The 24,821-nt window shown below is 49.3% G+C and carries 20 protein-coding genes; 9 read left to right on the top strand and 11 right to left on the bottom strand.

Annotation, left to right across the window (positions count from 1 at the left end; translation table 11 throughout):
• Positions 1-2 precede the first annotated feature (2 nt).
• Together IEW74_RS01495 and ftsE are read right to left on the bottom strand one after the other, a co-directional pair.
• Positions 3-896 carry a cell division protein FtsX gene (locus tag IEW74_RS01495; protein WP_188660443.1) on the bottom strand — a complete coding sequence of 298 codons (894 nt, stop codon included), beginning with the start codon at positions 894-896 and terminating at the stop codon, positions 3-5.
• Entirely contained in the window at positions 893-1,603 is a 711-nt protein-coding gene (gene ftsE, locus IEW74_RS01500; protein WP_188660947.1) for a cell division ATP-binding protein FtsE, read from the bottom strand. The genes IEW74_RS01495 and ftsE overlap by 4 nt, the downstream gene beginning before the upstream one ends.
• Positions 1,604-1,796: 193 nt before the next feature.
• On the opposite strand from ftsE, the gene IEW74_RS01505 reads away from it, so the two are divergent.
• Positions 1,797-2,762: a zinc-ribbon domain-containing protein gene (locus tag IEW74_RS01505; protein WP_188660446.1), complete on the top strand. Its 966-nt coding sequence runs from the start codon at positions 1,797-1,799 to the stop codon at positions 2,760-2,762.
• Between the two features lie 425 nt (positions 2,763-3,187).
• Here the strand turns inward: IEW74_RS01505 and IEW74_RS01510 are convergent, their stop codons facing one another.
• From IEW74_RS01510 to IEW74_RS01525, 4 genes are all read right to left on the bottom strand, one after another.
• A complete protein-coding gene (locus tag IEW74_RS01510; protein ID WP_188660449.1) occupies positions 3,188-4,213 on the bottom strand; it encodes an aspartate-semialdehyde dehydrogenase in 1,026 nt (341 codons plus the stop codon).
• A gap of 366 nt (positions 4,214-4,579) precedes the next feature.
• On the bottom strand, positions 4,580-5,212 hold the full coding sequence (locus tag IEW74_RS01515) for a cation efflux transmembrane domain-containing protein (protein ID WP_188660452.1): 633 nt from the start codon (positions 5,210-5,212) through the stop codon (positions 4,580-4,582).
• The gene (locus tag IEW74_RS01520) at positions 5,209-5,508 is read right to left on the bottom strand and encodes an ArsR/SmtB family transcription factor (protein WP_188660455.1); all 300 of its coding nucleotides are present in this window, start codon (positions 5,506-5,508) and stop codon (positions 5,209-5,211) included. Before IEW74_RS01520 ends, IEW74_RS01515 begins: the two co-directional genes overlap by 4 nt.
• A gap of 91 nt (positions 5,509-5,599) precedes the next feature.
• Positions 5,600-6,769 carry a DNA recombination protein RmuC gene (locus IEW74_RS01525; RefSeq protein WP_229734202.1) on the bottom strand — a complete coding sequence of 390 codons (1,170 nt, stop codon included), beginning with the start codon at positions 6,767-6,769 and terminating at the stop codon, positions 5,600-5,602.
• 128 nt (positions 6,770-6,897) lie between these two features.
• On the opposite strand from IEW74_RS01525, the gene IEW74_RS01530 reads away from it, so the two are divergent.
• A complete protein-coding gene (locus IEW74_RS01530) occupies positions 6,898-8,307 on the top strand; it encodes a DUF4139 domain-containing protein (protein WP_188660457.1) in 1,410 nt (469 codons plus the stop codon).
• Here the strand turns inward: IEW74_RS01530 and IEW74_RS01535 are convergent.
• Both IEW74_RS01535 and IEW74_RS01540 read right to left on the bottom strand, forming a co-directional pair.
• On the bottom strand, positions 8,304-9,614 hold the full coding sequence (locus IEW74_RS01535) for a DUF2336 domain-containing protein (protein WP_188660460.1): 1,311 nt from the start codon (positions 9,612-9,614) through the stop codon (positions 8,304-8,306). The genes IEW74_RS01530 and IEW74_RS01535 overlap by 4 nt on opposite strands.
• Positions 9,615-9,645: 31 nt before the next feature.
• Positions 9,646-11,292, bottom strand: coding sequence for a sensor domain-containing diguanylate cyclase (locus IEW74_RS01540; RefSeq protein WP_188660474.1), 1,647 nt, complete (start codon positions 11,290-11,292; stop codon positions 9,646-9,648).
• A 347-nt stretch (positions 11,293-11,639) separates the two neighbouring features.
• Between IEW74_RS01540 and IEW74_RS01545 the strand changes: the two genes are divergently transcribed.
• Positions 11,640-12,656: a glucosaminidase domain-containing protein gene (locus IEW74_RS01545; RefSeq protein WP_188660477.1), complete on the top strand. Its 1,017-nt coding sequence runs from the start codon at positions 11,640-11,642 to the stop codon at positions 12,654-12,656.
• A 38-nt stretch (positions 12,657-12,694) separates the two neighbouring features.
• Here IEW74_RS01545 and mutS read toward each other — a convergent pair whose 3' ends face one another.
• On the bottom strand, positions 12,695-15,304 hold the full coding sequence (gene mutS, locus IEW74_RS01550; RefSeq protein ID WP_188660954.1) for a DNA mismatch repair protein MutS: 2,610 nt from the start codon (positions 15,302-15,304) through the stop codon (positions 12,695-12,697).
• A gap of 364 nt (positions 15,305-15,668) precedes the next feature.
• Between mutS and IEW74_RS01555 the strand changes: the two genes are divergently transcribed.
• Together IEW74_RS01555 and IEW74_RS01560 are read left to right on the top strand one after the other, a co-directional pair.
• Positions 15,669-16,160 carry a hypothetical protein gene (locus tag IEW74_RS01555; RefSeq protein WP_188660480.1) on the top strand — a complete coding sequence of 164 codons (492 nt, stop codon included), beginning with the start codon at positions 15,669-15,671 and terminating at the stop codon, positions 16,158-16,160.
• 51 nt (positions 16,161-16,211) lie between these two features.
• Positions 16,212-18,488: an NADP-dependent malic enzyme gene (locus IEW74_RS01560; RefSeq protein WP_188660484.1), complete on the top strand. Its 2,277-nt coding sequence runs from the start codon at positions 16,212-16,214 to the stop codon at positions 18,486-18,488.
• A 62-nt stretch (positions 18,489-18,550) separates the two neighbouring features.
• On the opposite strand, the gene IEW74_RS01565 is transcribed toward IEW74_RS01560, so the two are convergent.
• Positions 18,551-20,116, bottom strand: coding sequence for a methyl-accepting chemotaxis protein (locus tag IEW74_RS01565; protein ID WP_188660487.1), 1,566 nt, complete (start codon positions 20,114-20,116; stop codon positions 18,551-18,553).
• Between the two features lie 339 nt (positions 20,117-20,455).
• Here IEW74_RS01565 and IEW74_RS01570 point away from each other — a divergent pair, with 339 nt between their 5' ends.
• Positions 20,456-21,076, top strand: coding sequence for a hypothetical protein (locus IEW74_RS01570; protein ID WP_188660490.1), 621 nt, complete (start codon positions 20,456-20,458; stop codon positions 21,074-21,076).
• 21 nt (positions 21,077-21,097) lie between these two features.
• Entirely contained in the window at positions 21,098-22,003 is a 906-nt protein-coding gene (locus IEW74_RS01575; protein ID WP_188660493.1) for an OmpA family protein, read from the top strand.
• Between the two features lie 90 nt (positions 22,004-22,093).
• On the opposite strand, the gene IEW74_RS01580 is transcribed toward IEW74_RS01575, so the two are convergent.
• Positions 22,094-22,522: a MarR family winged helix-turn-helix transcriptional regulator gene (locus tag IEW74_RS01580; RefSeq protein ID WP_188660496.1), complete on the bottom strand. Its 429-nt coding sequence runs from the start codon at positions 22,520-22,522 to the stop codon at positions 22,094-22,096.
• Positions 22,523-22,749: 227 nt separating this feature from the next.
• Between IEW74_RS01580 and IEW74_RS01585 the strand changes: the two genes are divergently transcribed.
• Both IEW74_RS01585 and IEW74_RS01590 read left to right on the top strand, forming a co-directional pair.
• Entirely contained in the window at positions 22,750-24,516 is a 1,767-nt protein-coding gene (locus tag IEW74_RS01585) for a SulP family inorganic anion transporter (RefSeq protein WP_229734203.1), read from the top strand.
• A 17-nt stretch (positions 24,517-24,533) separates the two neighbouring features.
• Positions 24,534-24,821 carry a hypothetical protein gene (locus IEW74_RS01590; RefSeq protein WP_188660499.1) on the top strand — a complete coding sequence of 96 codons (288 nt, stop codon included), beginning with the start codon at positions 24,534-24,536 and terminating at the stop codon, positions 24,819-24,821.

Here is a 24,821-nt window from a genome sequence, read left to right on the forward strand (position 1 = left end):
AATCAAACCATTTTACGAAGTGTACGCAAGACAGCAACACGTGCGGTCAGGTATCCCATTGCCGCTGCAACAATCGGCAAGCCCATAACAGTCGCCCATTGCCAAAGGCCGATATCAATATCAGGCAATAAAGCACTGTCAATTTGACGATATAAATAGGCAAACCCCGCGAACGTTGGACCGGCAGCCGCCAGTCCCAACAGCCCGCCGCGCAAGCCCAAATTCAGCGCATGTTCGGCAAATTGGCGCGCGATATAGGTATCCTGTGCCCCGATAAGATGGAGCACTTCAATCACATCCTGATGGATGGCAAGTCCGGTTTTGGTCACAAAGAAGACCGTGCCAATAGAGGCCAACACAATAAGCGATAAAACAATATAAGCCCCCCATTCCAAGGTTTGGCTCATGCGGATCAGGCGATCCAGCCAAATACGGTGATCATCCATCGTCGCACCGGGGGCCACTTTATTCATGGCATCGACCAGCTGTTGCCCATCCACATCCATCCCACTGCGCAGCGAGACGTCAATCAAATGCGGCAGCGGCATATTATCCAAGGCCCGACTATTGCCCAGCCACGGTTCCAGCAACGACACAACATGCGTACGCGCAATCGGTTCGGCGAGAACCACAGCCGGATGGGCCCGCAAAATTTTCAAGACCCCTTCGATCTGGGCTTGATCCTGCTTCACGCTGTCACCCGGTGGCACCTGAACCGTCAAGGTATCGGAGACACCGCGTTCCCAACGTGCACTGACCGACTGCATAATCGCTGTCGCCACCACAGACAAGGCCGCCAGATAAACCATAAAGGCAATCAGCCACGGCAGAAAACGCGTGCCCGGATCTTTATCCAATGGCACGTCTTTATGGTGATTGAAGGACAGAAAACTCATCTTATCTTACCCTCCATCCGCACATTGGGACGGTGTGCCGGGCGCAGCGGTCCCATTTGTTCAACACGACCATCTTCAATGCAGATACGCGGGTGGCCGAACTGACGGACCAGTCCTTCGTTGTGTGTCGCCATAACAATCGTCGTGCCCAGTTTATTCAATTCTTCCAAAAGATGAAGCAAACGCACAGCCAGTTTATCATCCACATTCCCTGTCGGTTCATCGGCCAGCAACAAGCGGGGGCGGGTAATGACGGCACGCGCCAAGGCGACACGTTGCTGTTGCCCCCCGGATAATGTACTGGGGCGCGCACTCATATGATCTTTCAATCCAACCCAGGTTAAAAGTTCCGTCACATGCTTGCGAATATCTTTTTCATGCACATTGGCAACGCGCATCGGTAAGGCGACATTATCAAATGTCGACATATGATCCAGCAGGCGAAATTCCTGAAAAACAACCCCGACTTGGCGGCGCAGGGCCGGTAATGTGTCCCGTCCAGTGGTCGCAATATCACTGCCGAACAGGGAAATAAGACCACGGGTTGGGCGATGGGCCAAATACATCAATTTCAACAAGGATGATTTCCCCGCCCCGCTCGGTCCTGTCAGAAAATGAAAGGCACCTTCTTCCAGTGTCAGGGAAACATCGCGCAAAACCTCCGGCCCTACACCGTAGCGTAAACCTACATTTTCCAGCTTTACAATTACCAAAATCAACCGCCTCTTACTTTAAATGCGATACCCTTTGTACGCATTCTTATCGCGTTCGTTAAGACCTTATTCACACATAATATATTAAAGTCAAAACTAACGCGATTTTTTAAGCAACGGGCAGTCTTGCCTAGACGCAAAGAAACGCCTATAAAGAATAAGGACTTAGGTAAAAGCTGGTGGCTCCATGATTATTAGTTGTCCAAATTGCTCGGCACATTATTCCGTTCCTATCGCTGCACTCGGCGAAGAGGGGCGCACACTGCGTTGTGCGAAATGCGCACATACATGGGAGCAACCGCCCTATGAAGATAGCATCCTAGAGTTGGATGAACACGAGGTAACGACGGCCCCGCCGCCGCCGCCGCCAGCACCGGAACCTATGCCGGAACCGGAACCCGAACCCATGTTCGAACCGGAGCCGATGTTTGAACCTGAGCCAGAACCAAAACCGGAGCCAATATCCGCAAGCGATCGATTTGACGCAGACGATATGCCCAGTGACGAGGAATTAAACGATATCTTCGGTGATGATGATATCGAACCGGTTCAATCTATGACCGAGTCAATGTATAGCAAGGACGATATCCTTGACGATCTGGATGATCTGGATGACCCGGAACCAATCCCGGAAGTCTTTACAGCCCCCGTGCGCCATAAAGAGAAGAAGAAAAAGAAAGGTGGATTTTTTAAACTCCTCTTCTGGCTGGTTGTCATTATTGCCTTACTTGGCAGTACGGTCCATTTTGGCCGGGGTATGATTATGCAATTCGTTCCCCAAGCCGCCCCGGTTTACAAAATTTATGATGACTATTTCGGGATGGTTCAGGGCATGCTTGGCATGAAACCTGAATTGCGTGATTTGATGGAAATCCGCGATGTCCATTCATCACGACGCACAGAAGGCAACGACAATATTTTGATCGTTGCCGGCGATGTCGGCAATATTTCTGAAACAACTCAAACCGTCCCACAAATCCGGGTATCCCTGTTTGATGCAACGGATGCGGAAGTTCAGTTCCTGATTGTCGACACCAAAGACAAAGAAGTTGCCGCAGGCGGGACAACACCGTTTGAAGCCCAAATCAAAAACCCGGCAGCCAGCGCACGCCGTCTGGAAGTCACATTTGTTGACCCGGAAACAGAGCAATAAAGAAGATTTAAATCTAACCTGAAAAAGCCCTGCCCCAATCAAACGGCAGGGCTTTTTATATCAAATCTTGACACATCACGGCCCACCCTTTCTGGCGCGCAAAGATTACAGAAATTCATTTTGCCCCTTAAATACAAAAGCACCCCGACAACATGTCGCTGCCGGAGTGCTTTTTTTAAGAATACGCTTTTAAGATAAAAGCTCAGATTATTGACAAAGCCCCTAAACTGTCATCCCCGACCCTGATCGGGGATCCATCTTTGTCCAATGAGTAACATCTAATCCATTGATTTTAAATGGATCCCGCATCAAGTGCAGGATGACGGCTTTTGGTCAATTATTTACTGAAAACACTTTGTCAGCAGTCTGAACCCCCACCAAAAATGATGGGGGTTGTCAGCCGTCTGCGCTTTTAAGATATAAGCTTATTTTTTCAAGTGGTCACGGACCAGAACTTCTGCGATTTGAACGGTGTTCAACGCCGCACCTTTGCGCAGGTTATCGGACACACACCAGAAAGACAGACCGTTTTCAACAGTATCGTCTTTGCGGATACGAGAGACATAAGTCGCATCTTCACCCGCACATTCAACCTGAGTAACGTAACCTTCGTCTTCGTGATGATCGACAACAACCAAACCATCTTGGGCCTGCATCACTTCACGTGCACGGGCAACATCAATCGGCTTTTTGGTTTCGATGTTGATATATTCAGCATGACCAATGAACGCAGGAACACGGCAACAGTTGGCGTGAACCTTGATATTCGGGTCGAGAATTTTTGCAGTCTCCACCTTCATTTTCCATTCTTCCTTAGTCGCGCCGTCATCCATAAAGACATCAATATGCGGGATGCAGTTAAACGCGATTTGTTTGGTGAATTTCTTTTTGGTTTCAGACGCCGGCTTATTCATAAAGATGCCTTTTGTCTGTTCAAACAGTTCATCCATCGCATCTTTACCACCGCCGGAAACGGACTGGTAAGTGGAAACGATCACGCGCTCGATACCGAATTCGTCATGCAACGGCTTCAACGCAACCATCATCTGAATGGTCGAGCAGTTCGGGTTCGCGATGATGCCTTTTTTCTTGTAATCCGCAATTGCTTCCGGGTTTACTTCCGGAACGACCAACGGAATGTCCGGATCCATACGGAAATGGGATGTATTATCCACCACAACCGCACCGGCTTCAGCAGCGCGCGGGGAATATTTCGCAGAAATTGCACCGCCCGGTGAAGACAGAACAATGTCGGTCCCGGTGAAATCAAACGTATCCAGATCCTGAACTTTCAGGATTTGATCTTCCCCATAGGAAATTTCACGTCCGACCGAACGACGAGATGCCAATGCGACAACTTCGTCCGCCGGAAAATTACGTTCCGCCATAATCTGGAGCATTTCACGGCCTACATTACCGGTGGCGCCCATAACTGCAACTTTATAACCCATCTTGCTTTCCTTTGTATTGTGGCCCAGCGGTGTCTTCCGCCTGTTCCATTTCCCGATTGATGTTGCACATACGAAAAAAGGCCCGAAGCGGTCATTCCCCGCGAGGGCCTTTTTTCGAATATACGATCCGTTTTCAGTCCCCGCAGGCTACGCTTTAGTCGTCGTAGTCGTCTTGGTTTTCGTGAAGCCGGTGAAGAGCGTGCATGCAACATCACCCGCAAAACCTTTTGCGGTGGTCTTTTTCACAGACATGATGTTTTGTGCGTTCAACATTTAAGGACACTCTTCAAAAAAATCGTAGCCCCTTCATACTGAAATTTGCACCATTTGTCTAGGGGCTGTTTTCGCAAATGCACAAAAGTTCTTCTAAACGTTTTGATCGGACAGTCGCATTTCCGCAAGGGAGCGCGCAATGATTTGAGCAGCCCCCCATAGGCCCAAACCGGCAATTCCCAAACCAACAACAATATCCGGCCAGCCCGTCTGCGAAACCCAAACACCGGCACCGGCCAGCATGACCGCAATATTGCCAATGGCATCGTTGCGCGAACAAATCCAGATAGACTGGCGATTGGCATCCCCGCTGCGATGTCGAAACAAAAGCAAGGCCACAACAACATTGGTGATTAGCGCCATAAAGCCAATAACACCCATGACCTCTGCGCGTGGAACCGTACCATTTATGATATGGGAAACCGATACAAACAAAACATAAGCCCCGACCGCACCCATGCAAATGCCTTTAAACAAAGCGGCCTTGGATCTGGCTTGCAAGCTCATACCCAGCACAATCAAGGTAATGGCATAATTCGCCCCGTCAGAGAAAAAGTCCACCGCATCCGCTGTCAACGCCAGAGAATTCCCCATTGCCCCGGCGATGATTTCGATAAAGAACATCCCCAAATTCACCACCAGCGAAAACCACAGAATTCGTCGATATGTTTTATCAACAACGGGCGCATCCTGAGAAGAACAACAACTGGAACATCCGGCACTCATAGTTCATCTTCCTCATGGACGTGGTCAATCATATCTTTCAAGGTGCAGCTGATATGGGCATCATGGGCCTTGTAAAACACTTGCCGACCCGCCCGACGCGGGCGTACCAAACGCGCCCCGCGTAACAGGCGCAAATGGTGAGACACCAGAGATTGCGACGCCTGTGTCATCAAAACAATATCACCAACGGACTTTTCTTCTTCCATACAGGAAATCAAAATGGCCAAACGGGTTGGATCCCCCAGCAGTTTGAAAACTTCGGACAGTTCTATAAGCTGGTCTTGCTCAATCTTCATATCAATAACTCCAATTAATGAATATGTATTCATGTATTTGAATTATGTCAAGACTGACCTGCAAACTGGATTGGAAAACAGGTTCGTTTCCTTAAGAAGATTCAATTCTGTCTGTCGGCGGAGCAAGGTCTTCTGCCGGGCTTTCATCGCCGATCTGAATTTCCTCGATCTTCTCGCCCCGTCTGGTGATTTTGCCGGTCGTGATTTGGATATCGCGGATATCTTTTGCCGTCTGGCCGAAATGGCGATCCAGATTCTCGACCCGTTTGTCCAGACGTTCCACATCTTCCAACAAGGTCATCACTTCTTTTTGGATGCGCCCGGCTTCTTCGCGCATGCGTGCATCTTTCAAGACCGCCCGCACCGTATTCAAGGTCGCCATTAAGGTTGTCGGGGACACAATCCAGACTTTTGCTTTATAGGATTTTTCAACCACATCCACGAAATTAGAATGCAATTCCCCATAAATGCTTTCACTGGGTAAAAACATCAACGCGCTTTCCGCCGTTTCCCCGGGGATGATATATTTTTCGGAAATATCTTTAATATGTTTCAGCAAATCCGCCTTAAACGTGCGTGTCGCCAAAAGTTTATCCTGATCGTTTTCCGCATTTTGTAAGGCCTGATAACTTTCCAACGGAAATTTCGAATCGATACAGATGGACCCCGGTGGATTGGGTAGATGCAGAACACAATCGGCCCGTTTGGTATTGGACAAGGTCACCTGAAAAGCATAAGCCGAAGGCGGCAAGGCATTGGTCACCAGCATTTCCAACTGCACTTCCCCAAACGCCCCACGGGTTTGTTTATTGGACAATATATCCTGCAACCCGACCATTTGTTGGGACAAGTCCATAATATTTTTCTGAGCAGTGTCAATAACCGCCAAGCGTTCCGTTAAATTTGACATATGCTTGGCTGTTGATTTTGTCTGTTCCAACAAGCCTTCCCCCATCCGGTGTGTCAAATTCGCCAAACGCTCATCCAAAGTCTTGGTTATAGCCCGTTCCTGTGCCTGCAAACGTTCGTTCACCGCCTGCTGGGCACGGTCTTGCGTTTCATGCAACTGAGCAAGACGGCCTGTCAATTCGCTGTTGGCCCGGCTGAGTTCCATCATATGTCGGCTCAGCACATCGGCTTGTGACTCGTCCTCTTCCTTTGCCGGTTTGCGTAAAATCGCCCAAAGCGCAAGAATAAGGCAAAAGGCTGAGAACCCGGCAAGTCCCGCGATCAACAGATCGTTATTTTGCAAAAAATCCAAGTGAATATTCCCTATCGTCTATCAGTGTCAGACATCCATAGCATGTTTTTTTCGATGCGCAAGCTTGCCCCTTTTCCACAGAAGAGGCAACATGCAGAAAAAGAGATTTCATACTGGAGTTGTCAGACATGTCCTTTTCACGCCCCTTTTTGTTAAGTGCCGCTGTTCTTGCCCTTGGTGCCGGTGCCCTGCATGCCGAAACCGTTCTTGATCAACGACAGCGCAATGATCTTTCCTTGACCCTTTATCAAAACGGTCTGGGGTTTGTGCGCGATGTCCGCAAAGCAAACTTGACAGGCGCTGAACAGACCTTTGTGTTTGAAGATATCAGCACCCAGCTTACACCGGACAGCCTGCTCATTTCCGGGAAGGGCTTTCGTGTGTTGGAGCGCCGTTTTGATTTTGATTTGCTGACTCCCGGCGCCCTTTTGGAAAAATCTGTCGGTCAAACCGTTCATTTTCGCCGATTTAACAGCGTCAGCGGGAAAGATGATCTTATTGAAGCAAAGATTCTTTCCGCACAAGGCCAAACCATTATCGAACGCGATGGTCGTATTGAAGTTGGGCAACCCGGACAATTGGTTATTGAAAGCCTGCCCGAAGGATTACGCGCCAAACCCGCTCTAACCGCCAAAGTTGATGCGGCAGAAAAAGGCGAAACCACAATGGCTTTGGCCTATCTGTCATCCGGTTTGAAATGGCATACCTCCTATAGTGCGGAATTGGCAGGCGATGGCAAAAGCCTCGTCCTGCAAAGTTGGGCCAACCTGACCAATACAAGTGGGGTCAGTTACCGTGCCGCCAATCTCAGCTTGGCTGCCGGGCAAGTCAACCGCCAAACCGTCACACGTAATTTTGAACGTATGGTCCGTGCCGAAGCCGCCCCGATGATGGATATGGCGGGTGCCGCCGCAAAAACCGCTGAAGCCCCACAAGCCTTGGGCGCCATTCATTTATATAACCTGTCAGATAAAGTTGACCTCAACGACAACGAGACCAAACAAGTCGCGTTAATGCAACCACTTAGCTTTAAAAGTACACGCGAGCTTGTCCAGCGTTTTGGCCCCACCTATGGCGAAATGAATTTTGACAGTCCGCCAGTACATCCACAAGTCGAGCTTACCTTCAACAACACATCTAATAATCCGCTCCCTGACGGCATTTTGCGCCTCTATAGACGGGACACGCAAGGCCAGCTTCAGTTTGTCGGTGAAGACAACCTAACCCGCACCCCGAAAGACGGCGAAGCCACCTTGCACCCCGGCGAAAGTTTCGATGTGACGGTTGAACGCAATCAAACTGCTTTTGAACGCAAAGGCAAAGACAGTTTCGAAGCCGCTTATAAAATCGTCATCAAAAATGCCAAAGACAGTGCAGAAACGGTACGGATTGAAGAAGTCTTCCCCGGTCAATGGTCCTTAAGTGACACAAGCACAAAACCGGACAGCCAGAAAAACAACACTGCGACTTGGAAAATTAACGTGCCGGCTGGAAAGGAAAAAATCCTGACTTATCAGGTCAGTGTCCGGTTACGTTAAACTGCCATATTATTAAAGAAATCGATCTGCCACTGCATTTCATCATCTGACAGGGCGTAATTTCCATCGTTTGCGCGCAAAATATCATCCGCTGCAATATGGGCAACCTTCGCCTGAATAAAGGCGGCGGTTTGCGCATCCATACCCGCTTTCCAACACAGCGCAACAACCCCGCGCGCGCTGCGCATGGCAATCATACGCAAGGCAACAGAAAGATGGATATGCGCACATTCCGACAAACCCGCAACGACAAAATCATTATCGCCTTCCATCAGGGCATTAATGATCACCTGTGGGGTCAACCTGTGCATCCGTTTCAGGTTTTTGGCAATGACGTGGGGTGGCTGTTGAAACAGCCATGCATATTCGCGTCTTAAATCCGCGTTTCCGCCTTCATCGGGTTTCGGCGTTGCCAATTTGTTATTATTGGCATTATGGGTTTGCTTGATCCGGCGATTGACTTCCTCGCGGACAATCGACAAGGTTTTGGCGCTCAAGTCTTTGCGGTGTTTCAGGCTATCCAGCAGATTACCCGCAACAAATTCCGCCAGTCGTTGCGCGGCATATTCGCTCAGGACCGGGCGATACACCAGCGGGCCTTGCCAGTCTTCAACATTGCGCGATTGTTCAACCAGTTGATCCAGCGTTTCTTCGCGGATTTGGGCGCTTTCGTTACAAAGCAGTGTCGTAATCGCCGCGACATCGTGGGTATCCACAATCGCATCGGAAACCTTGATACTGACGGTTTTCCGGTTGGAAATTGCCCCAAGCGCCCCTGAAGAAATCCCGCTGGAAATAATATCAAGAAGGTCTTCATCCCTTAAAACCGGCGAATGTTCCAGAACCGGGCAGGCAACCGATAATTCAGAATCGCGCGCCAATCGGTTGATCAATTCTTCCGGGGCCTGTGCAACGTCTTTTAACGTTTCGGCCAAAATGGTTCGCACGTTGGATAACTGATCGGAGGCGAGAATTTCCAGGGCTTGAAAGGCATAACTTTGCACCCGGTCCACTTCATAAGCGGTCAATTTAGGGGCAAGGCGCGCAATTTTCTCCGCAAGGTCCGAGCGGATTTCATCGCTGCTGTCTTTGGCAAGTTCGATATAGGCCCGCGCTGGCGTTGCCTTGTTATGGGCAATCGCTTTGCGGACTTCCGGTGCGGGATCACCGGCAAGGTAAAAGAGAATTTCCGGGCGAATATCCTCACGTTCAGCCAAAGATTTGCGCACAGCCACATCCTGATGGCGCGCAAGCTCTTTTGCCTCCTCGTATGTTAAAGGAGCATCATGCACCGGGTCTCGCTTCATCTGTTCAGGGCACCTTGTTTATTCATTCTCATTACTCGGCATCCGTGGGTGTATAATCTTCAGCGACGCAAAACTTACCCCGACCGGAACGCTTGGCCTCATACATAGCCGCATCTGCGCGCCCGATCAACATTTCAACAGATTCATGTGTATCCGGGCGGTAGATTGCCAACCCCAAAGAAACGCCCAATGGTTTATTAGGCAACCCTGAATAGTCCTTCAAAAACCGGCTGGCTTCCAAAAGGCGTTCACAACGACGAGACGCAGCATCCGTATCGATCTCATTCAACCAAATCGCAAATTCATCTCCGCCTAATCGGGCAACCACATCGCCCGGTCGCACCTGATTGAGCAAAAAGTCGCGAATCAGCAAAAGAACATCATCGCCTTTTTGATGGCCAAAGACATCGTTCACCTGCTTAAAATGGTCCAGATCAACATAGATCAGGGCCGCAGGACTGTTGTTAAAGTGCAAACGATCAATATGGCGGGGCAGTTCATCTTCAAAAAAGGCCCGGCGATTTAACAACCCGGTTAAGGCATCGGTGCGCGACAGCTCCACAATCCGTTCATGCCCGGAAATCTGTTCATTGGCGATTCCCAACTGGTTGGCAACGTCGATGGCAAGAATTTTGTCATCGTCATTCCAGGACCCACGCACATTTTCGCGCCACAGACATATGGCCCCATTCACCGTGCGCCGATACCGGGTTGCAGAATAAATCGCCAGCCAGTCCTTAATTTCAAAGACACCGACTTCATTTTCACCCAATTGTTCCAGCCGCCCAAACAAGTCGGGAATTTCATCGGGAATTTCGCCAAAGGCCGCACTAACGATCATGCCGCTTTCCGGCTTGCTTCTGAAAATCTGACATCCATTTGCACTGAGTGCACGTGCCGTGGCATTGGCTGCCGCACTCAACATATTGCTGGGTTCGACCTCGTCGCGAATGGTTTTCACAATATAGGCCAGCAACTGATCGCGGTGATAAGCCCGCGCCAACGCCGCATCGCGTTCACGTTCTTCGGTAATATCACGGCAGACCCCGCGTGCCCCCACCCAGTTATTTTTTTCATCAAACAACGGGACACACGACACCATCAGGCAGGCGGGTTCCCCATTGGGGCGCAAAACCCACGTTTCTTCACGTTCCAATTTGGTTTTGGATAAAAAGGGATTCTGTGAATGTTTTTTATCCCGCTTTAAAACAATGTCGTCACAGTGCTTGCGGATCAATTCATCTGGTTCATATCCAACCGCGCCCCGTTGAGAAACGAAAATAAAATAGCCGTCCGCCCCGACTTCCCAGGCAAAATCACTGGAAATTTCCACCAAATCCTTAAATCGTTGGCGAGAATCCATTAAAGCCGCGCGCAAATTATGTTCAAGGCTGACATCTTTTGCGAAAAGTAAAAAGCCGTTTTGACAAGGACTCAGTGTCAAATCATAAAACACCACACCTTTGTCCGTTTCCACACCCGCTGTTTGTATATGGGGGGCATTCTTGGCATTTACTTTATCAAACAGGTCCGAAATATTCGGAAGGTTAATATTTTTAACCAAAACTTCAGCGGCGGCACTATGAGCGGCAACACTGCGATCCTCATGCAACAATACCGCAGGAAAAGGCGCATTGCTCACCCAGTCCGCAGATATTATAGCCGACGTATCAGACATGATTTTTCTTTTCGTTTTTAATGTTACACAACAAAACGTCTATCCCCCAGAGTGACGTACCCTTTATCCTATTAGGGTTTTGGATGGAAATCAAATAGAGACTTTCGCCTGAAAGTTAAATAGGACAATAATCTTATATCATGCCTTCCCCCCTTAAACTGCTGATGAATCCTGTGGTTTTCCTAAGAATATTATCAACTGGATTAAAAACGCCAAATCTGTAGAATCCGGCTCACAGCATGTCGATCCATAGGCTGAGAAAACATGATCGACACTGCGCGTGAAAATAGCCGTAAAAGCTGAGACAGGCTTGGGCCGCGCTTTTGTTAACAGATTTTGATTTTAGTATGGCTGATATGAAGGAAAGCAAGGGCTTCCAATGGACTGTCCTCACGCTTATGGGCTTTTGTCTGGCATTACTGATTGCCTTGCATATTAGTGCCCCGACCAATACAACCAGCAAAGCACCGAAAGCTGTTTTGAAGCTGCCGGACGAAGTTGCAAAACGCCCGGAAAATACAGAAGAAGACCTCAAGCCTTTGCAGGGTGGTAACACCCCGAAATCATTAAGTGCCAACGACTTGACGACTGCCTTTGACAAACTTGGCTATCGTCTGAAGGATGTCCGCGAGGGCGAAATCAGCGTTCCGCGCCTTTTCCTTGCGAGCTTGCCGCACGATTTGGCAAACCTCACCCAAACGGAAGAACGCAAGACGCTCTTTTTCAAAGCTCTGCTTCCTCTGATCCTTAAAACCAACGAAGAAATCCTTGCAGAGCGCGCCCGTATCCTTCGTCTGCGTCACCGCTTGAATTTGGGCCTTGATATCATTGCCCAGGATCAAATCTGGCTGAAAGCAACCTTTGAACGCTATAAAGTGCGCGGACAGAAATTTGATCAACTGCTGCAAAAGGTTGATATCGTACCACCATCACTGGCCTTGGCACAGGCGGCGGAAGAAAGCGGATGGGGGACATCGCGCTTTGTGCGTGAAGGCAACGCCCTTTTTGGTCAATGGACATTCAACGAAAATGACGATGGCATTGTGCCCGCCCAACGCGGTGACGACCAAAACCACCGCATCAAAGCATTTGACAGCATTAAAGACAGTTTACGTGCCTATGTGCATAATCTGAATACACATACAGCTTACAAGTCATTGCGGGTCAAACGGGCCTTTATGCGCAACACACGACGACCGATCAAAGGAAGTATCCTTGCGACAACCTTGGATAAATACTCCGAACGCGGCGAACAATATATCGTATCGCTAAAAGCCATTATGGATAAGAACAACTTGTCGCTTTATGACACAGTGACATTGGCAGATAAAATGATGCTCGCCAGCGCAGAGCCCGTTATTTAAGCTTAAGCAAGCAACCACACCTCAAAGCACTGAGGGGGTCAACCTCTCAGTGCTTTTAATTTATAAAGGGCTTCCAAGGCTTCACGCGGGCTGAGATCATCGGGCTGGATATCATCCAATGCCAGTTCCACATCGCATGGCCCGCTTGGTTCTGATACTGGATCTGGTTTGTCGGCAAGGGCGGCAAACAAGGGCAAATCATCTGCCAGTTTGGTGACGGCACTGCTCTGTTCGCCTTTTTCCAAAGTTTCCAGAACTTGTTCTGCCCGTTTAATAACGGCCTTGGGCAAGCCTGCCAGACGGGCAACATGAATCCCGTATGACCGATCCGCTGCCCCGGCCCCGACTTCATGCAGGAAAATCACTTCGCCTTTCCATTCTTTCACCCGCATGGAATGGCAAGACAAGCAATCAAGCTTGGACGTCAATGCTGTCAATTCATGATAATGGGTGGCAAACAATGCCCGGCATTTATTCAACTCATGTAAATGCTCCACCACCGCCCAGGCAATAGACAAGCCATCAAATGTTGCTGTCCCGCGCCCAATTTCATCCAGAATGACCAGTGATCGATCACTGGATTGATTGAGAATCGCTGCGGCCTCGACCATTTCCACCATAAATGTTGATCGCCCACGGGCCAGATCATCCGCCGCCCCCACGCGGGAAAACAAACGATCAACCACCCCGATATGGGCAGAAGCCGCCGGGACAAAGCCGCCCATTTGCGCTAAAATGGTAATCAGGGCATTTTGGCGCAGGAACGTCGATTTACCAGCCATGTTCGGACCGGTGATTAACCACAACCGTTGATCTTGTGAAAGATCACAATCATTGGCAACAAAGGCCGCTTCGTTGGCGGCTTCAAGGGCGGCTTCCACAACCGGGTGGCGCCCGCCCTTGATATCAAATTCGTAACCTTCACTTAAAACCGGGCGATTGTAATGACGTTCCACCGCAATTTGTGCCAAGGCGCTCAAAACATCCAGACGGGCAAGGCTGTTGGCGGCCAAGGCAATGACATCCGCATCCTGTTTGACATCTTCGATCAATTCATCAAACAGGCGGGTTTCCAATGCAAGCGCCCGGTCTGCTGCGGAACTGATTTTGCCTTCCAGTTCCGATAGTTCCACCGTTGAATAACGAATGACGTTTTTCATGGTTTGACGGTGAATAAAATCCCCGTCCGCCGGCATACGTTCAGCCTGTTTTGCCGTCACTTCGACAAAATAGCCTAAAACATTGTTATGCTTGATCTTCAAGGTTTGAATGTCGGTAAGATCTGCATATTTGGCTTGCAGGTTCAGGATCAGACGTTTGCTTTCCGAACGCAGACTGCGCAATTCATCCAGTTCCGGGGCATATCCGGGTGCAATAAAATCACCATCACGCGCCATCAAGGGCAAATCTTCGCCTAAGGCCCGGCGCAGTTTATCCACCAGTTGTCCATGATTGCCCAGATCATGGATACAGGTTTCCAAAATCGGTGGCGGTGTTAAGGAAATCAAATGTTCGCGCAAATCAAAGCTGGCGGCTAATCCATCACGAATAGCCGCCAAATCACGCGGCCCGCCCCGGCCCAATGTGATACGCGAAAGGGCACGTTCCATATCCGGGCATTTTTTTAAGGCCTGTCGGATATCTTCACGTGCGCCCAAATCTTCGCTAAAGAACTGCACCCCATCCAAACGGCGATTAATATCGTCAACATTGGTTAAAGGGGAAGAAAGCCAAACGGACAAAAGACGTGCACCAGCACCGCTGACGGTCCGGTCAATCACATCCAGTAAACTGCCCTTGCGTTGACCGTTTAAGGTGACGGTGAGTTCCAGATTACGCCGCGTTGCCGCGTCAACTTCAAGGGTCGCCCCCTGTGCCAGTTGTTTCGGAATTTCAAGACGCGGTAATTTGCCTTTCTGCGTCAATTCCACATAATCAACCAACGCGCCTGCCGCCGATGTTTCGGCGCGTGAAAAATTGGCAAAGGCATCCAGTGTTTTCACCGCAAACAATTTTTCCAACCGTTTGGCCGCATTGGCACTGTCAAACCGACTGTTAGGTTGCGGTGTCAGGATGGATTTAAAATCGCTGAACGTGTCAAAATGTTCCGGTGCTTGTAATAACTTATCACCAACCAGCAATTCCCCTGGATTTAAACGGGCCAAGACAGCAGGTAACATCACCGATGGACAGGCTTGTGTATAAAACGCACCGGTGGAAATATCCAGCCAGGCCACTCCGGTTTCGGTGCGATTTTGTGCCACAGCCGCCAAAAAATTGTTCCGCCGCGAATCCAGTAACGTGTCTTCGGTAATGGTTCCGGCGGTAAACAGACGGACAACTTCGCGCTTCACAACGGCTTTTGATCCGCGTTTTTTAGCTTCTGCCGGGTCTTCCATTTGTTCGCACAAGGCAACACGAAACCCTTTGTCCACCAGCTTGGGCAAATAGCTTTCATAGGCTTTAACCGGCACACCGCACATGGGAATGTCATCCCCATTATGATGCCCCCGCTTGGTCAGTGTGATTTGCAAAGCTTCGGATGCCGCCACCGCATCATCAAAAAACAATTCGTAAAAATCACCCATCCGGTAAAACAGAAGATAGTCGGGGTGACGTTCCTTGATCGCCATAAACTGCGCCATCATCGGGGTCGCCCCGTCACGCATGCGGGTTTCGATCTCTTCCTGTGTGACGTCTGCGGGCAGATGTTCTGTGGCGGCAACAAGGGTGGTCATGGGTAAAGTTCGATTGCTGATGTAATTTTAAGAGAAGGGCAATACTGATAGCACATCCCCTAGGCCCGAATGAAGCCCCTCAAGTGACTCTTTCGCCTGATTTCTATAATTTCAGGAAATTGCCTTAGATTTGACATGGTAGCCTTGCTATACATGCATGGCACCGATGCACAGATTAGTCTGTTCTTTTTCCGCAATTGAGGCTAGTAATCTGTCCCCTTTTGGTGCATATTGCGCAATATAAATACTCAACTCACCATACTGGTTAAAATAAATGAACTCAAATACCGTAAATACAGAAGTCGTCGGCCTGCTGAACAGCCGTGAAACTTTCGAAAAAACAATCGAAGCCCTTTTGAAAGAGGGATTTGAGCGTACGGATTTGAGTGTCCTGAGCTCGCATGAATCCATTGACGCCGCCGGAAAGCCTGCAAAACCGTTGAAAGACGTGTTAAGCGCACTGGTCGGTGAAATTAAATTCGAAGGACCAATGGTTGCCAGCGGCGCCATTTTTCTGGCGGGCGGACCGATTGGGGAGTTGATCGGTGCTGTTGTGGGAGCGACAGTCGGCGGTGTTGCCGTGAAAGAAGTCCTCGATGAAGTGACCGCAACACCCCATACCGAGGATTTTGCCCGTGCAGTTGACGCCGGCAGTATTATCCTGTGGGTTCGTGCCGATGGTATAGAGAGAGAAGCCAAAGCCAAAGAAGTTTTGCAAAACCAAGGTGCAGAAAACGTCCATATCCATAAAAACACGTCAGAATAAATCTGGCTTCGCCATAAATGTATATAAGACCAAGCAAGAGACATAGATAGCATGGACGATCAATCTATTCGGGTTACCGAGCGCGAAGCGCTTTTGATGCACGCCTCGGGACGACCGGGCAAACTGGAAATTCATCCGACAAAACCGCTGACAACACAGCGCGACCTGTCGCTGGCCTATTCACCGGGTGTGGCTGCACCCTGTGAACAAATCGCACGCGACCCCAATCTGGCCTACGACTATACAGCCAAAGGCAACATGGTTGCCGTCATTTCAAACGGGACAGCCGTTCTTGGCCTCGGCAACCTCGGGGCATTGGCGTCCAAGCCTGTCATGGAAGGGAAAGCCGTTCTTTTCAAACGGTTTGCCGATGTGGACGGCATTGACCTTGAAGTCGATACCGAAGACGAAGAAGAATTCATCAACTGCGTACGTTTTCTTGGAAAAACCTTCGGCGGGATCAATCTGGAAGATATCAAGGCGCCGGAATGTTTCACCATTGAAACACGCCTGCGCGAAATGATGGATATTCCTGTTTTCCACGATGATCAACACGGCACCGCGATTATTTCTGCGGCCGGTCTGATCAACGCCTGTGATTTAACCGGACGTGACTTGAAAGACGTCAAACTTGTCGTCAATGGCGCCGGTGCGGCGGCCATCGCCTGCTGCGAACTTGCCAAAGCACTGGGTGTTAAACACGACAACGTTATCATGTGCGATTCCAAAGGCGTCATCTATAAAGGACGTAAAGAAGGCATGAACCAGTGGAAATCCGCCCATGCCTCCGATACAGATGCCCGCACGTTGGCCGAAGCACTGGACGGCGCTGATGCATTCTTTGGGCTGAGCGTCAAAGGCGCCGTCACACAGGAAATGGTCGAGAAAATGGCACCCAAGCCGATTATTTTCGCAATGGCCAATCCGGACCCGGAAATTACGCCGGAAGATGTTAAAGCTGTACGTTCCGATGCCATTACCGCAACAGGGCGTTCCGATTATTCCAACCAGATCAACAACGTTCTGGGCTTTCCTTATATCTTCCGTGGGGCTTTGGACGTTCGTGCCAGCACCATCAACGAAGATATGAAAGTCGCCTGTGCCCATGCCTTGGCAGAACTCGCCCGTGAAGATGTGCCGGACGAAGTGGCGGCTGCTTATTCCGGTCGCCGTCTGCGTTATGGTCCCGACTATATTATTCCGGCCCCGTTTGATCCGCGTTTAATTTCATCCATCCCACCTGCCGTTGCCGAAGCTGCAATGGCGTCCGGTGTCGCGCGTCGCCCCATTATTGATATGGACGAATATCGCAACGAATTGTCTGCCCGTCTGGACCCGACAGCTTCCAGCCTACAGGTCATTTGCGATAAAGTCCGTGGTAATCCGCGCCGCATCGTCTTTGCTGAAGGCGAAGAAGAAAAAACCATCCGCGCGGCCTATGCCTTCTTGAATGCCGGGTACGGCACACCGATTTTGGTCGGCCGTGAAGAAAAAATTCAGGCGAGCATGAAACATCTCGGCCTGATAGATGCCAAAGGGATTGAGATTAACAATTCCAGCATCGGCCCGCGCACACGCGAATATAGTGAATATCTCTATCGTCGCCTGCAACGCAAAGGTGCGCTAATGCGCGATTGCAACCGTTGGGTCAACCAGAACCGCAACATCTTTGCCGCTGCAATGGTGGCGTGCGGGGATGCCGATGGGATGGTTTCCGGCCTGACCCGCAGTTTCTATTCGACCTATGATGACGTTGCCCGCGTTCTGGACCCGGCAAAAGAAGAATTACCGATGGGGGTTTCCATCGTGGTTTCCGGTGGCGGACATCAAACCGTTTTCCTCGCCGATACCCGCATTCACGAAACGCCGGATGCCTTGGAAATGGCAGATATTGCTGTTGCAGCCGCCAATAAAGCCCGCAAGCTGGGCCACGAACCCCGCGTTGCCTTCCTGTCTTATTCATCCTTCAGCGGACGCGAAGGCGGACGTTGCGAAGAAGTTCGCAAGGCCGTTGAGATTTTGGCCGAACGCAATGTGGATTTCGAATTTGACGGCGAAGTCACGGTCAATACCGCACTGGATAAAGAAATGATGAAGGATTATCCCTTTACCCGTTTGTCCGGCCCGGCCAACGTTTTGGTTATGCCCGGCCTGCACACGGCGGATATTTCTTCGAAACTTCTGCAAAAACTCGGCGGTGGCACAGTCATCGGTCCCATCCTGATGGGATTGGAAAAGCCAGTTCAAATCGTTCCGCGCGACACCACTGTTTCTGAAATGGTTAATATGGCTATTCTTGCCGCACACGATGCGATTGTCGGCCGTTAAGAAACAGATACACCAAAAAAAGGCGGTACGTTGGTAAACGTTACCGCCTTTTTTTATCTCTCTCATAAAGAGCGCACCCGGCTGAGAAATTGATCGACCTCGCACTGAATTTCCTGTGTTTCTTTTGCCAGACTATCTGCCGCCTTGATCATGGCATCCACTGCATCGGATGTTTCTTCAGCAGAGGCATCGACTTCCCCCAAACGTCCGGACAAATGTGTGCTGTCATCAGCAACCGTTTCAATACGTGTCGCCACATCACGGATGGTATGGCCCTGTTTTTCAACAGCCCCGACGACATCATGCGAAATATTGCTTAAATCACCAATGGTCTGGGCAATTTCATTCATTGCCTGAACGGCTTCAGCCGTTGCCGTACGAATGGTCTGCACCTGTGACGAAATTTCACGGGTGGCTTCACTGGTTTGATTGGCCAGTGTTTTAACCTCGCCTGCCACAACGGCAAAGCCTTTGCCGGCTTCGCCCGCACGCGCGGCCTCAATCGTTGCATTTAAGGCCAGCATGTTTGTTTGATCGGCTATGCTATCAATCAATCCGACAATTTCACCAACTTTGTTCGATGCATTGATCAACGAGTTTACGGTCTCGTTTGCACGTTCCACATTCTCATTGGAAGATCGCGCAATCGCTGCACTTTCCGACACACGCGCATTCACATCGGACAAGGACGACGATAAACCACGCGCCACTTCGGCAACATCCTGCATCCGATTACGCATGCCACCCGCACCCTGTGTCACTTCCCGTGTCCCATTAACGGATGATTGCACCGCACCGTTGGCGTGATCAGCCTGAAACCGCATGGCTTGTGCCACTTGATCCGCACGCGCCAAGATCGCGGAAATGGTATTTTCAAATTCTTTCGTTAGCCCCTGTAGAACTTCCGTTCGTTCGACTTGTGCGTGTTTGTCAGCCTCGATTTCCTGTGTGGTGCGTTCCATATTCTGCAACAAGGCATCATTTTGAAAGCGCAAGGTCAAGGCTTCTTCCATCTGGCTGCGACTGGCTTTTGCCAATCTCATTTGCACGCCAAGAACCAATAGAAACCCAAACCCAAAGATAATGCCGCTTAACGTCAGACTGGAGGCAAAGAAGCCGCCCAGCGTCAACAGGATCGGCGGGACAAACAACATAAACGCCTTGCGATTAACCGACAGGGAAACCGTCCCTGCCGATGTCAGGATCAGTAAAAGCATGCCGTGCAAGGTCTGTGTTGCAATATCGGCGTGGATAAAGAACAACGGCAAAGTCGCAATCCAACCAACACTGGCGGCCCCGGTTAACACCTGCGTGATAACCCCTGCCTTTTTCTGTATTCCCAGTCCTTTTACCGCCTTAAGCCCTCTTTTGACGACAATCAAACGGGCCAATCCGATGATAACCGTGACAACCCCCCATGAAAATAACAGGGTGTGATTGGCCACGTCCCAATAAAAGACGGTAAATAAAATAGCCGCGATAACGGTCGGCAAGGTTGTCGTACTGACATTGGATAAAAAGATATTGTTAACCGCATGATAGACCTCACGCGTAAAGTCTTGTTCTATTCGCACCTCTTGCGTTTCCACGCTCAAAGGTTGCGACACAGCAAGGCTGGTAGCAGACATGGTCTTGGATCTCCCTGGGTGAGATTCGTTGATCTCGCTTGTCCATTTTTACGTATAGGTATTTTTACTGACGTAAAGGTAATCGAAAATCAATGAACGTCAAGGAAAGATTCTTCACGCCGAGAACGATTTAAAATTCAGGGACTTGGCAATAACACATCCTTAAGAAGGCATGCTTCCTCTCTCTATAGACAAATGGAATCTACTTTTAGCACTTCCATAGCTGTCTTTTTTCGCCAGACATGGAGACATACGTGCCGCTATACCCAAGAGAAAATATAGAAAAATGCAATGAAATATGCTAGGGTACTGCAATATCTGAACAGAGGGTTTCACTAAATGCAAAAACGCTTATCTTTCATTGCGTTACTCATCGTCTTGACTGTACCTGTTTTAGGGGAAGCGGCGTCGAAATCCAAATCCCTGCCGGCTTTACCGTTTGAACAATATTTTGCAGGCAAGCGCGGCGACCGTGACGTTCTGAAATTCAATGATTTTTCCGGCAAGATTAAAGCGCATCGCATCAAAAAGTTGTTGCGCTCCGGTCCCATTCTCGGGGATCGTGTTTTATTGCAAAACAACACCGCTGTTTATTTCCCGGAAGGCTATATCGTTTCCGCAACGGCGCAGTTTGAAAAATGGCGTCCCAAACGCGGCATCAAAGTTGACCATGTCGCCTCGTCTCACGATATTGAGATTAATCCGGATTACGGTTTGGTTAAATCGATCGACAATCAACTGGGGCAGGTTTGTGCAGAAATCCCGTCACAAACACCTGAAACGATCCTTCAGTTGCGCAAAAGAACCGATGGGCTTATCTCGTTAGTCAAGAAAACCCAAGGGCGCTTTGACCATATTATCGGGCAGCCCAGTGAAACAATTGAGGTGACAAGCGCACTCAGCCCGTCTTACCTGTCAAGCGATCACAAAATTCAGGCCATCGCTTCTCGCTGTATTTAAAACAAGCATTGGATTTTCCCCATGAAAAAAAATCTGACACGAACCGTTTCGCTTTTCCTTTCCGCCGCTGTTTTGGCGGGCTGCACCAACTTCCCAAAAGCATTTGACCATTCCGGTAACCCGTTTACTCAGCCGTTTAATTACGAAGAAGCCCAAGCCCTGCAAACCGATGCCGCAACATTTAAAGGCGCGCTGGTGAAAGAATATCAGGCACTTGCCACCAAAGAAGGGGTCGAATGGGCCGACTGGTTTGATTCTGACTTTTTTGCAAGAAAAGCCATCAAAGTTGCCGCCTCTGAAAACGGTCTTCCCCCGGAAGATCCTGCCTTGTGGCGTTTTTCAAAACAGGAACAGGCACAATTTACGGACGGCTATAATGCCTTGAATGCTGCCTTGGAAACAAGCCGTTCCAGCTTGCCTGTTCTGTCGGCAAAGGCACAAGCCAGCTTTGACTGCTGGGTAGAAGAACAGGAAGAAGGTTGGCAGCATGATGAAATTGCCAAGTGTAAAGATCAATTTGCCGAAGCTTTGAATCGTCTGACCGGAGCGCAGGAAAAGCTCACCCAACAGCCGGCACCAAAAATGGAACTGGATCTGGCAAAACTTTATACGGTCTTCTTTGATTTTGATTCCGCCGTCATCACACCGGTCGGTCAGCAAGTCTTGCAAGCACTGGTTCAGGACTGGGGTGCACAAGCGGTTAATTACGCCCTTATCGGTCACACAGACCGTGCCGGGAGCCAAGCCTACAACAAATCTTTATCCGAGCGTCGTGCACAATCGGTGAAGACATTTATCTCGGAACTCGGCCTACCCGGTGATAAAATTTCGACAACAGGCATGGGGGAGAGCGCCCCGGCTGTTGCCACCCAAGACGGTGTCCGCGAAGCGAAAAACCGCCGCGTTGTTATCGAAGTTCAACAGTAAGCCTTTACGCGTTACGCATAAAGAGGCGGAGCATTTTGAAAAGTGCTCCGCTTTTTTTATATTTAAAGCAAACATAAAAAAGGAAATTGCCTATTTGTCCAAATTGTTTTTCACAACCAATAACAGATTGAGCAAATCATCCTGTTCTTTAACGCTCAACCCGGTCAAAGCCTGATTACGTATTTCATCAGATACTTTTTTCAGTTCCTGCAACAAGGGACGGGCTTCCTCTTTAATAAAGACCCGAAGGACTCTGCGATCGTTTTCATCGCACACCCGATGGATCAAATCACGTTGTTCCATCCGCGTCATAAGCCGGGCAATTGATGAATTATCAACATCCAGTTTGGCCGCCAGTTCGGATTGTGACATACCGTTGTCCCGTTCCAGAATAGCAAGGGTCAGCCATTTCATCCTTGTCAGGTTATAAGGTTGAACTTTTGCGTCAATGCGAACCCGCAGGCGGTTTGCAACTTCGTGTAAAACAATCGGAATCGTATTTTTATCTTCATCTATCATCGTATCAAGGTAAACGGCTATATGGAATTTTGGTACAAATATCTTCTCTGCAAAAAAGACTATTCTCAAAATAAAAGTTATAGATGGATGTGGCAAGGAACACAGCCATCAGGATTTGCAGACCGTTTCCGATAATCTTTGATATTTGATCCATTTGATATCTCCATTCCCTGTAAAGGGGTTTACACAAAAATTAGTTGATATGTCAATGATTGATATGTCATACATTGAGCTTCCGCACAAAATCGATCATTCGCCAGCATTTAACAGGGGAGTTACAGGAAATGCCGCACAAGCCGAACTGGCACTTCTATATTCCGAAGGCCTATACCACGCTTAAAAGCGGTTATAACCTTTCAATGTTGCGAGATGATTGTCTTGCGGGGTTTACCGTCGCCATTGTTGCCTTGCCTCTGTCGATGGCCTTGGCGATTGCATCCGGTGTCAGCCCGGACAAGGGGCTTATTACCGCCATTATTGCCGGTTTCCTGATCTCGTTACTTGGCGGCAGCCGCTTTCAAATCGGTGGTCCAACCGGGGCCTTTGTTGTCGTTGTTTTTAACGTTATTCAGCAATTCGGATATGACGGCCTTGTTCTGGCAACCCTTATGGCAGGCGGCATTCTCATTTTGGCCGGGCTGCTGCGTCTGGGCACCTATATCAAATATATCCCCCACCCCGTTGTAACAGGTTTTACATCCGGCATTGCCACCCTTATTTTCGTCAGTCAAATCAAGGATTTCCTAGGTCTGGATATCGACAACATCCCGGCAGACTTTCTGGATAAAGTAGAACTCCTGTTTTTAAATCTGCAAACCTATGATGCATATGTTCTAGGGACAGCTTTGTTGAGCATTGCCATCATTCTTGTCAGTCAAAAGACCTTGCCGAAATATCCATCCTTTCTTATTGCGATTGCCGGTGTCAGCCTTTTGACATGGATCTTTGCCTTGCCCATTGAAACGATTGGTACAAAATTCGGTGGCATTCCCGCAACCCTTTCACTGCCACACCTGCCTGTTTTTTCATGGGAACAAGCGGCAAAACTCCTGCCCAGTGCTTTTACCATCGCCTTTTTGGCCGGGATCGAATCTTTACTGTCTGCTGTGGTCGCGGACGGTATGACAGGGGCAAGGCATCGTTCCAACTGTGAACTGGTTGCACAAGGGGTCGCCAATATCGGATCCTCGCTTTTTTCTGGCATTCCCGCAACCGGTGCCATTGCCAGAACGGCAACCAATATTCGTTCCGGGGCGCATTCGCCGGTTGCCGGAATGATCCATGCCCTTGCTCTTCTGGCATTTGTCCTGTTATTTTCCCCCCTTGCCTCTTTTATCCCCCTGTCTTGTTTAAGCGCCGTTCTGATGATCGTTGCCTGGAATATGAGTGAGTTTGACAAATTCATTCATTTGTTCAAGGCACCGATCGGAGACCGGATCGTGTTAATCGCTACTTTTCTGCTGACCGTCCTTGTCGATTTAAACCTCGCAATTGAAGTTGGCTTTGTCTTGTCCGCCGTTCTGTTTATGCACCGTATGGCCAATGCTGTTGAAGTTGAGACACATATCAACATCATTCAAAATGACGAAGATGACGACACCGAAGACCTGTCCCCCAATGATGCAACCCGTTTGCCCGATGGCGTGCTGAGTTACCAGTTTAACGGCCCCTTTTTCTTTGGTGCCGCCGAAAGATTGATCGACACATTGGGACGCACCGGAAAAACACCTGATATCATCATTTTACAGATGCACGATGTCCCCTTTATCGACGCAACGGGATGCAGTGCCCTTGCAACCTTTATTCAGAAATCCATGCATTCCGGCGTGTGGCTTATTTTCAGTGGCAGTAACCCCAATGTCCTGAATACATTAGAGAAAATGAATTCCCTGACCCGCAAACCCAACATCAAAATATCTGACACATTTGCGCAGGCGCGGACGTTGGCAGCAGAAATTATGCGCAACCGCACCCCGCAATTCTACGACATTTAAGACAGGACTTTATAAATATGAATTCATCGCAAATTGCTGACGATATGGAAAGATGGACCGAGCTTTTTTTCATCATGTGCGAAGGTGAAGCCCCTCATAACAAGCCACACTGGGATTTGCGTCTAGCATTGTCCACATTCGCAAAGGATGTGGGCGGGTTTACCCGTCAACAAAACGAGGACGCGCGTGTTTTAATCACCAAATTTGAAAAATTTATCGCCAAAAAAGACTATGAAGCGGCCAAAAAAATGCAAGGCGAACTCTTTTACTTTATCCTTGCCATCGCAGAGGAAAAAGCACACTGA

Origin of the sequence: Terasakiella brassicae (genome assembly GCF_014641495.1) — a bacterium.
Classification (GTDB): Bacteria; Pseudomonadota; Alphaproteobacteria; order Rhodospirillales; family Terasakiellaceae; genus Terasakiella; species Terasakiella brassicae.

Coding starts and splice junctions, on each gene's coding strand:
- IEW74_RS01495 (WP_188660443.1), bottom strand. CDS start 896: ATGAGTTTTCTGTCCTTCAATCACCATAAAGACGTGCCATTGGATAAA.
- IEW74_RS01505 (WP_188660446.1), top strand. CDS start 1,797: ATGATTATTAGTTGTCCAAATTGCTCGGCACATTATTCCGTTCCTATC.
- IEW74_RS01510 (WP_188660449.1), bottom strand. CDS start 4,213: ATGGGTTATAAAGTTGCAGTTATGGGCGCCACCGGTAATGTAGGCCGT.
- IEW74_RS01515 (WP_188660452.1), bottom strand. CDS start 5,212: ATGAGTGCCGGATGTTCCAGTTGTTGTTCTTCTCAGGATGCGCCCGTT.
- IEW74_RS01520 (WP_188660455.1), bottom strand. CDS start 5,508: ATGAAGATTGAGCAAGACCAGCTTATAGAACTGTCCGAAGTTTTCAAA.
- IEW74_RS01530 (WP_188660457.1), top strand. CDS start 6,898: ATGTCCTTTTCACGCCCCTTTTTGTTAAGTGCCGCTGTTCTTGCCCTT.
- IEW74_RS01535 (WP_188660460.1), bottom strand. CDS start 9,614: ATGAAGCGAGACCCGGTGCATGATGCTCCTTTAACATACGAGGAGGCA.
- IEW74_RS01540 (WP_188660474.1), bottom strand. CDS start 11,292: ATGTCTGATACGTCGGCTATAATATCTGCGGACTGGGTGAGCAATGCG.
- IEW74_RS01545 (WP_188660477.1), top strand. CDS start 11,640: ATGGCTGATATGAAGGAAAGCAAGGGCTTCCAATGGACTGTCCTCACG.
- mutS (WP_188660954.1), bottom strand. CDS start 15,304: ATGATGGCGCAGTTTATGGCGATCAAGGAACGTCACCCCGACTATCTT.
- IEW74_RS01555 (WP_188660480.1), top strand. CDS start 15,669: ATGAACTCAAATACCGTAAATACAGAAGTCGTCGGCCTGCTGAACAGC.
- IEW74_RS01560 (WP_188660484.1), top strand. CDS start 16,212: ATGGACGATCAATCTATTCGGGTTACCGAGCGCGAAGCGCTTTTGATG.
- IEW74_RS01565 (WP_188660487.1), bottom strand. CDS start 20,116: ATGTCTGCTACCAGCCTTGCTGTGTCGCAACCTTTGAGCGTGGAAACG.
- IEW74_RS01570 (WP_188660490.1), top strand. CDS start 20,456: ATGCAAAAACGCTTATCTTTCATTGCGTTACTCATCGTCTTGACTGTA.
- IEW74_RS01575 (WP_188660493.1), top strand. CDS start 21,098: ATGAAAAAAAATCTGACACGAACCGTTTCGCTTTTCCTTTCCGCCGCT.
- IEW74_RS01580 (WP_188660496.1), bottom strand. CDS start 22,522: ATGATAGATGAAGATAAAAATACGATTCCGATTGTTTTACACGAAGTT.
- IEW74_RS01590 (WP_188660499.1), top strand. CDS start 24,534: ATGAATTCATCGCAAATTGCTGACGATATGGAAAGATGGACCGAGCTT.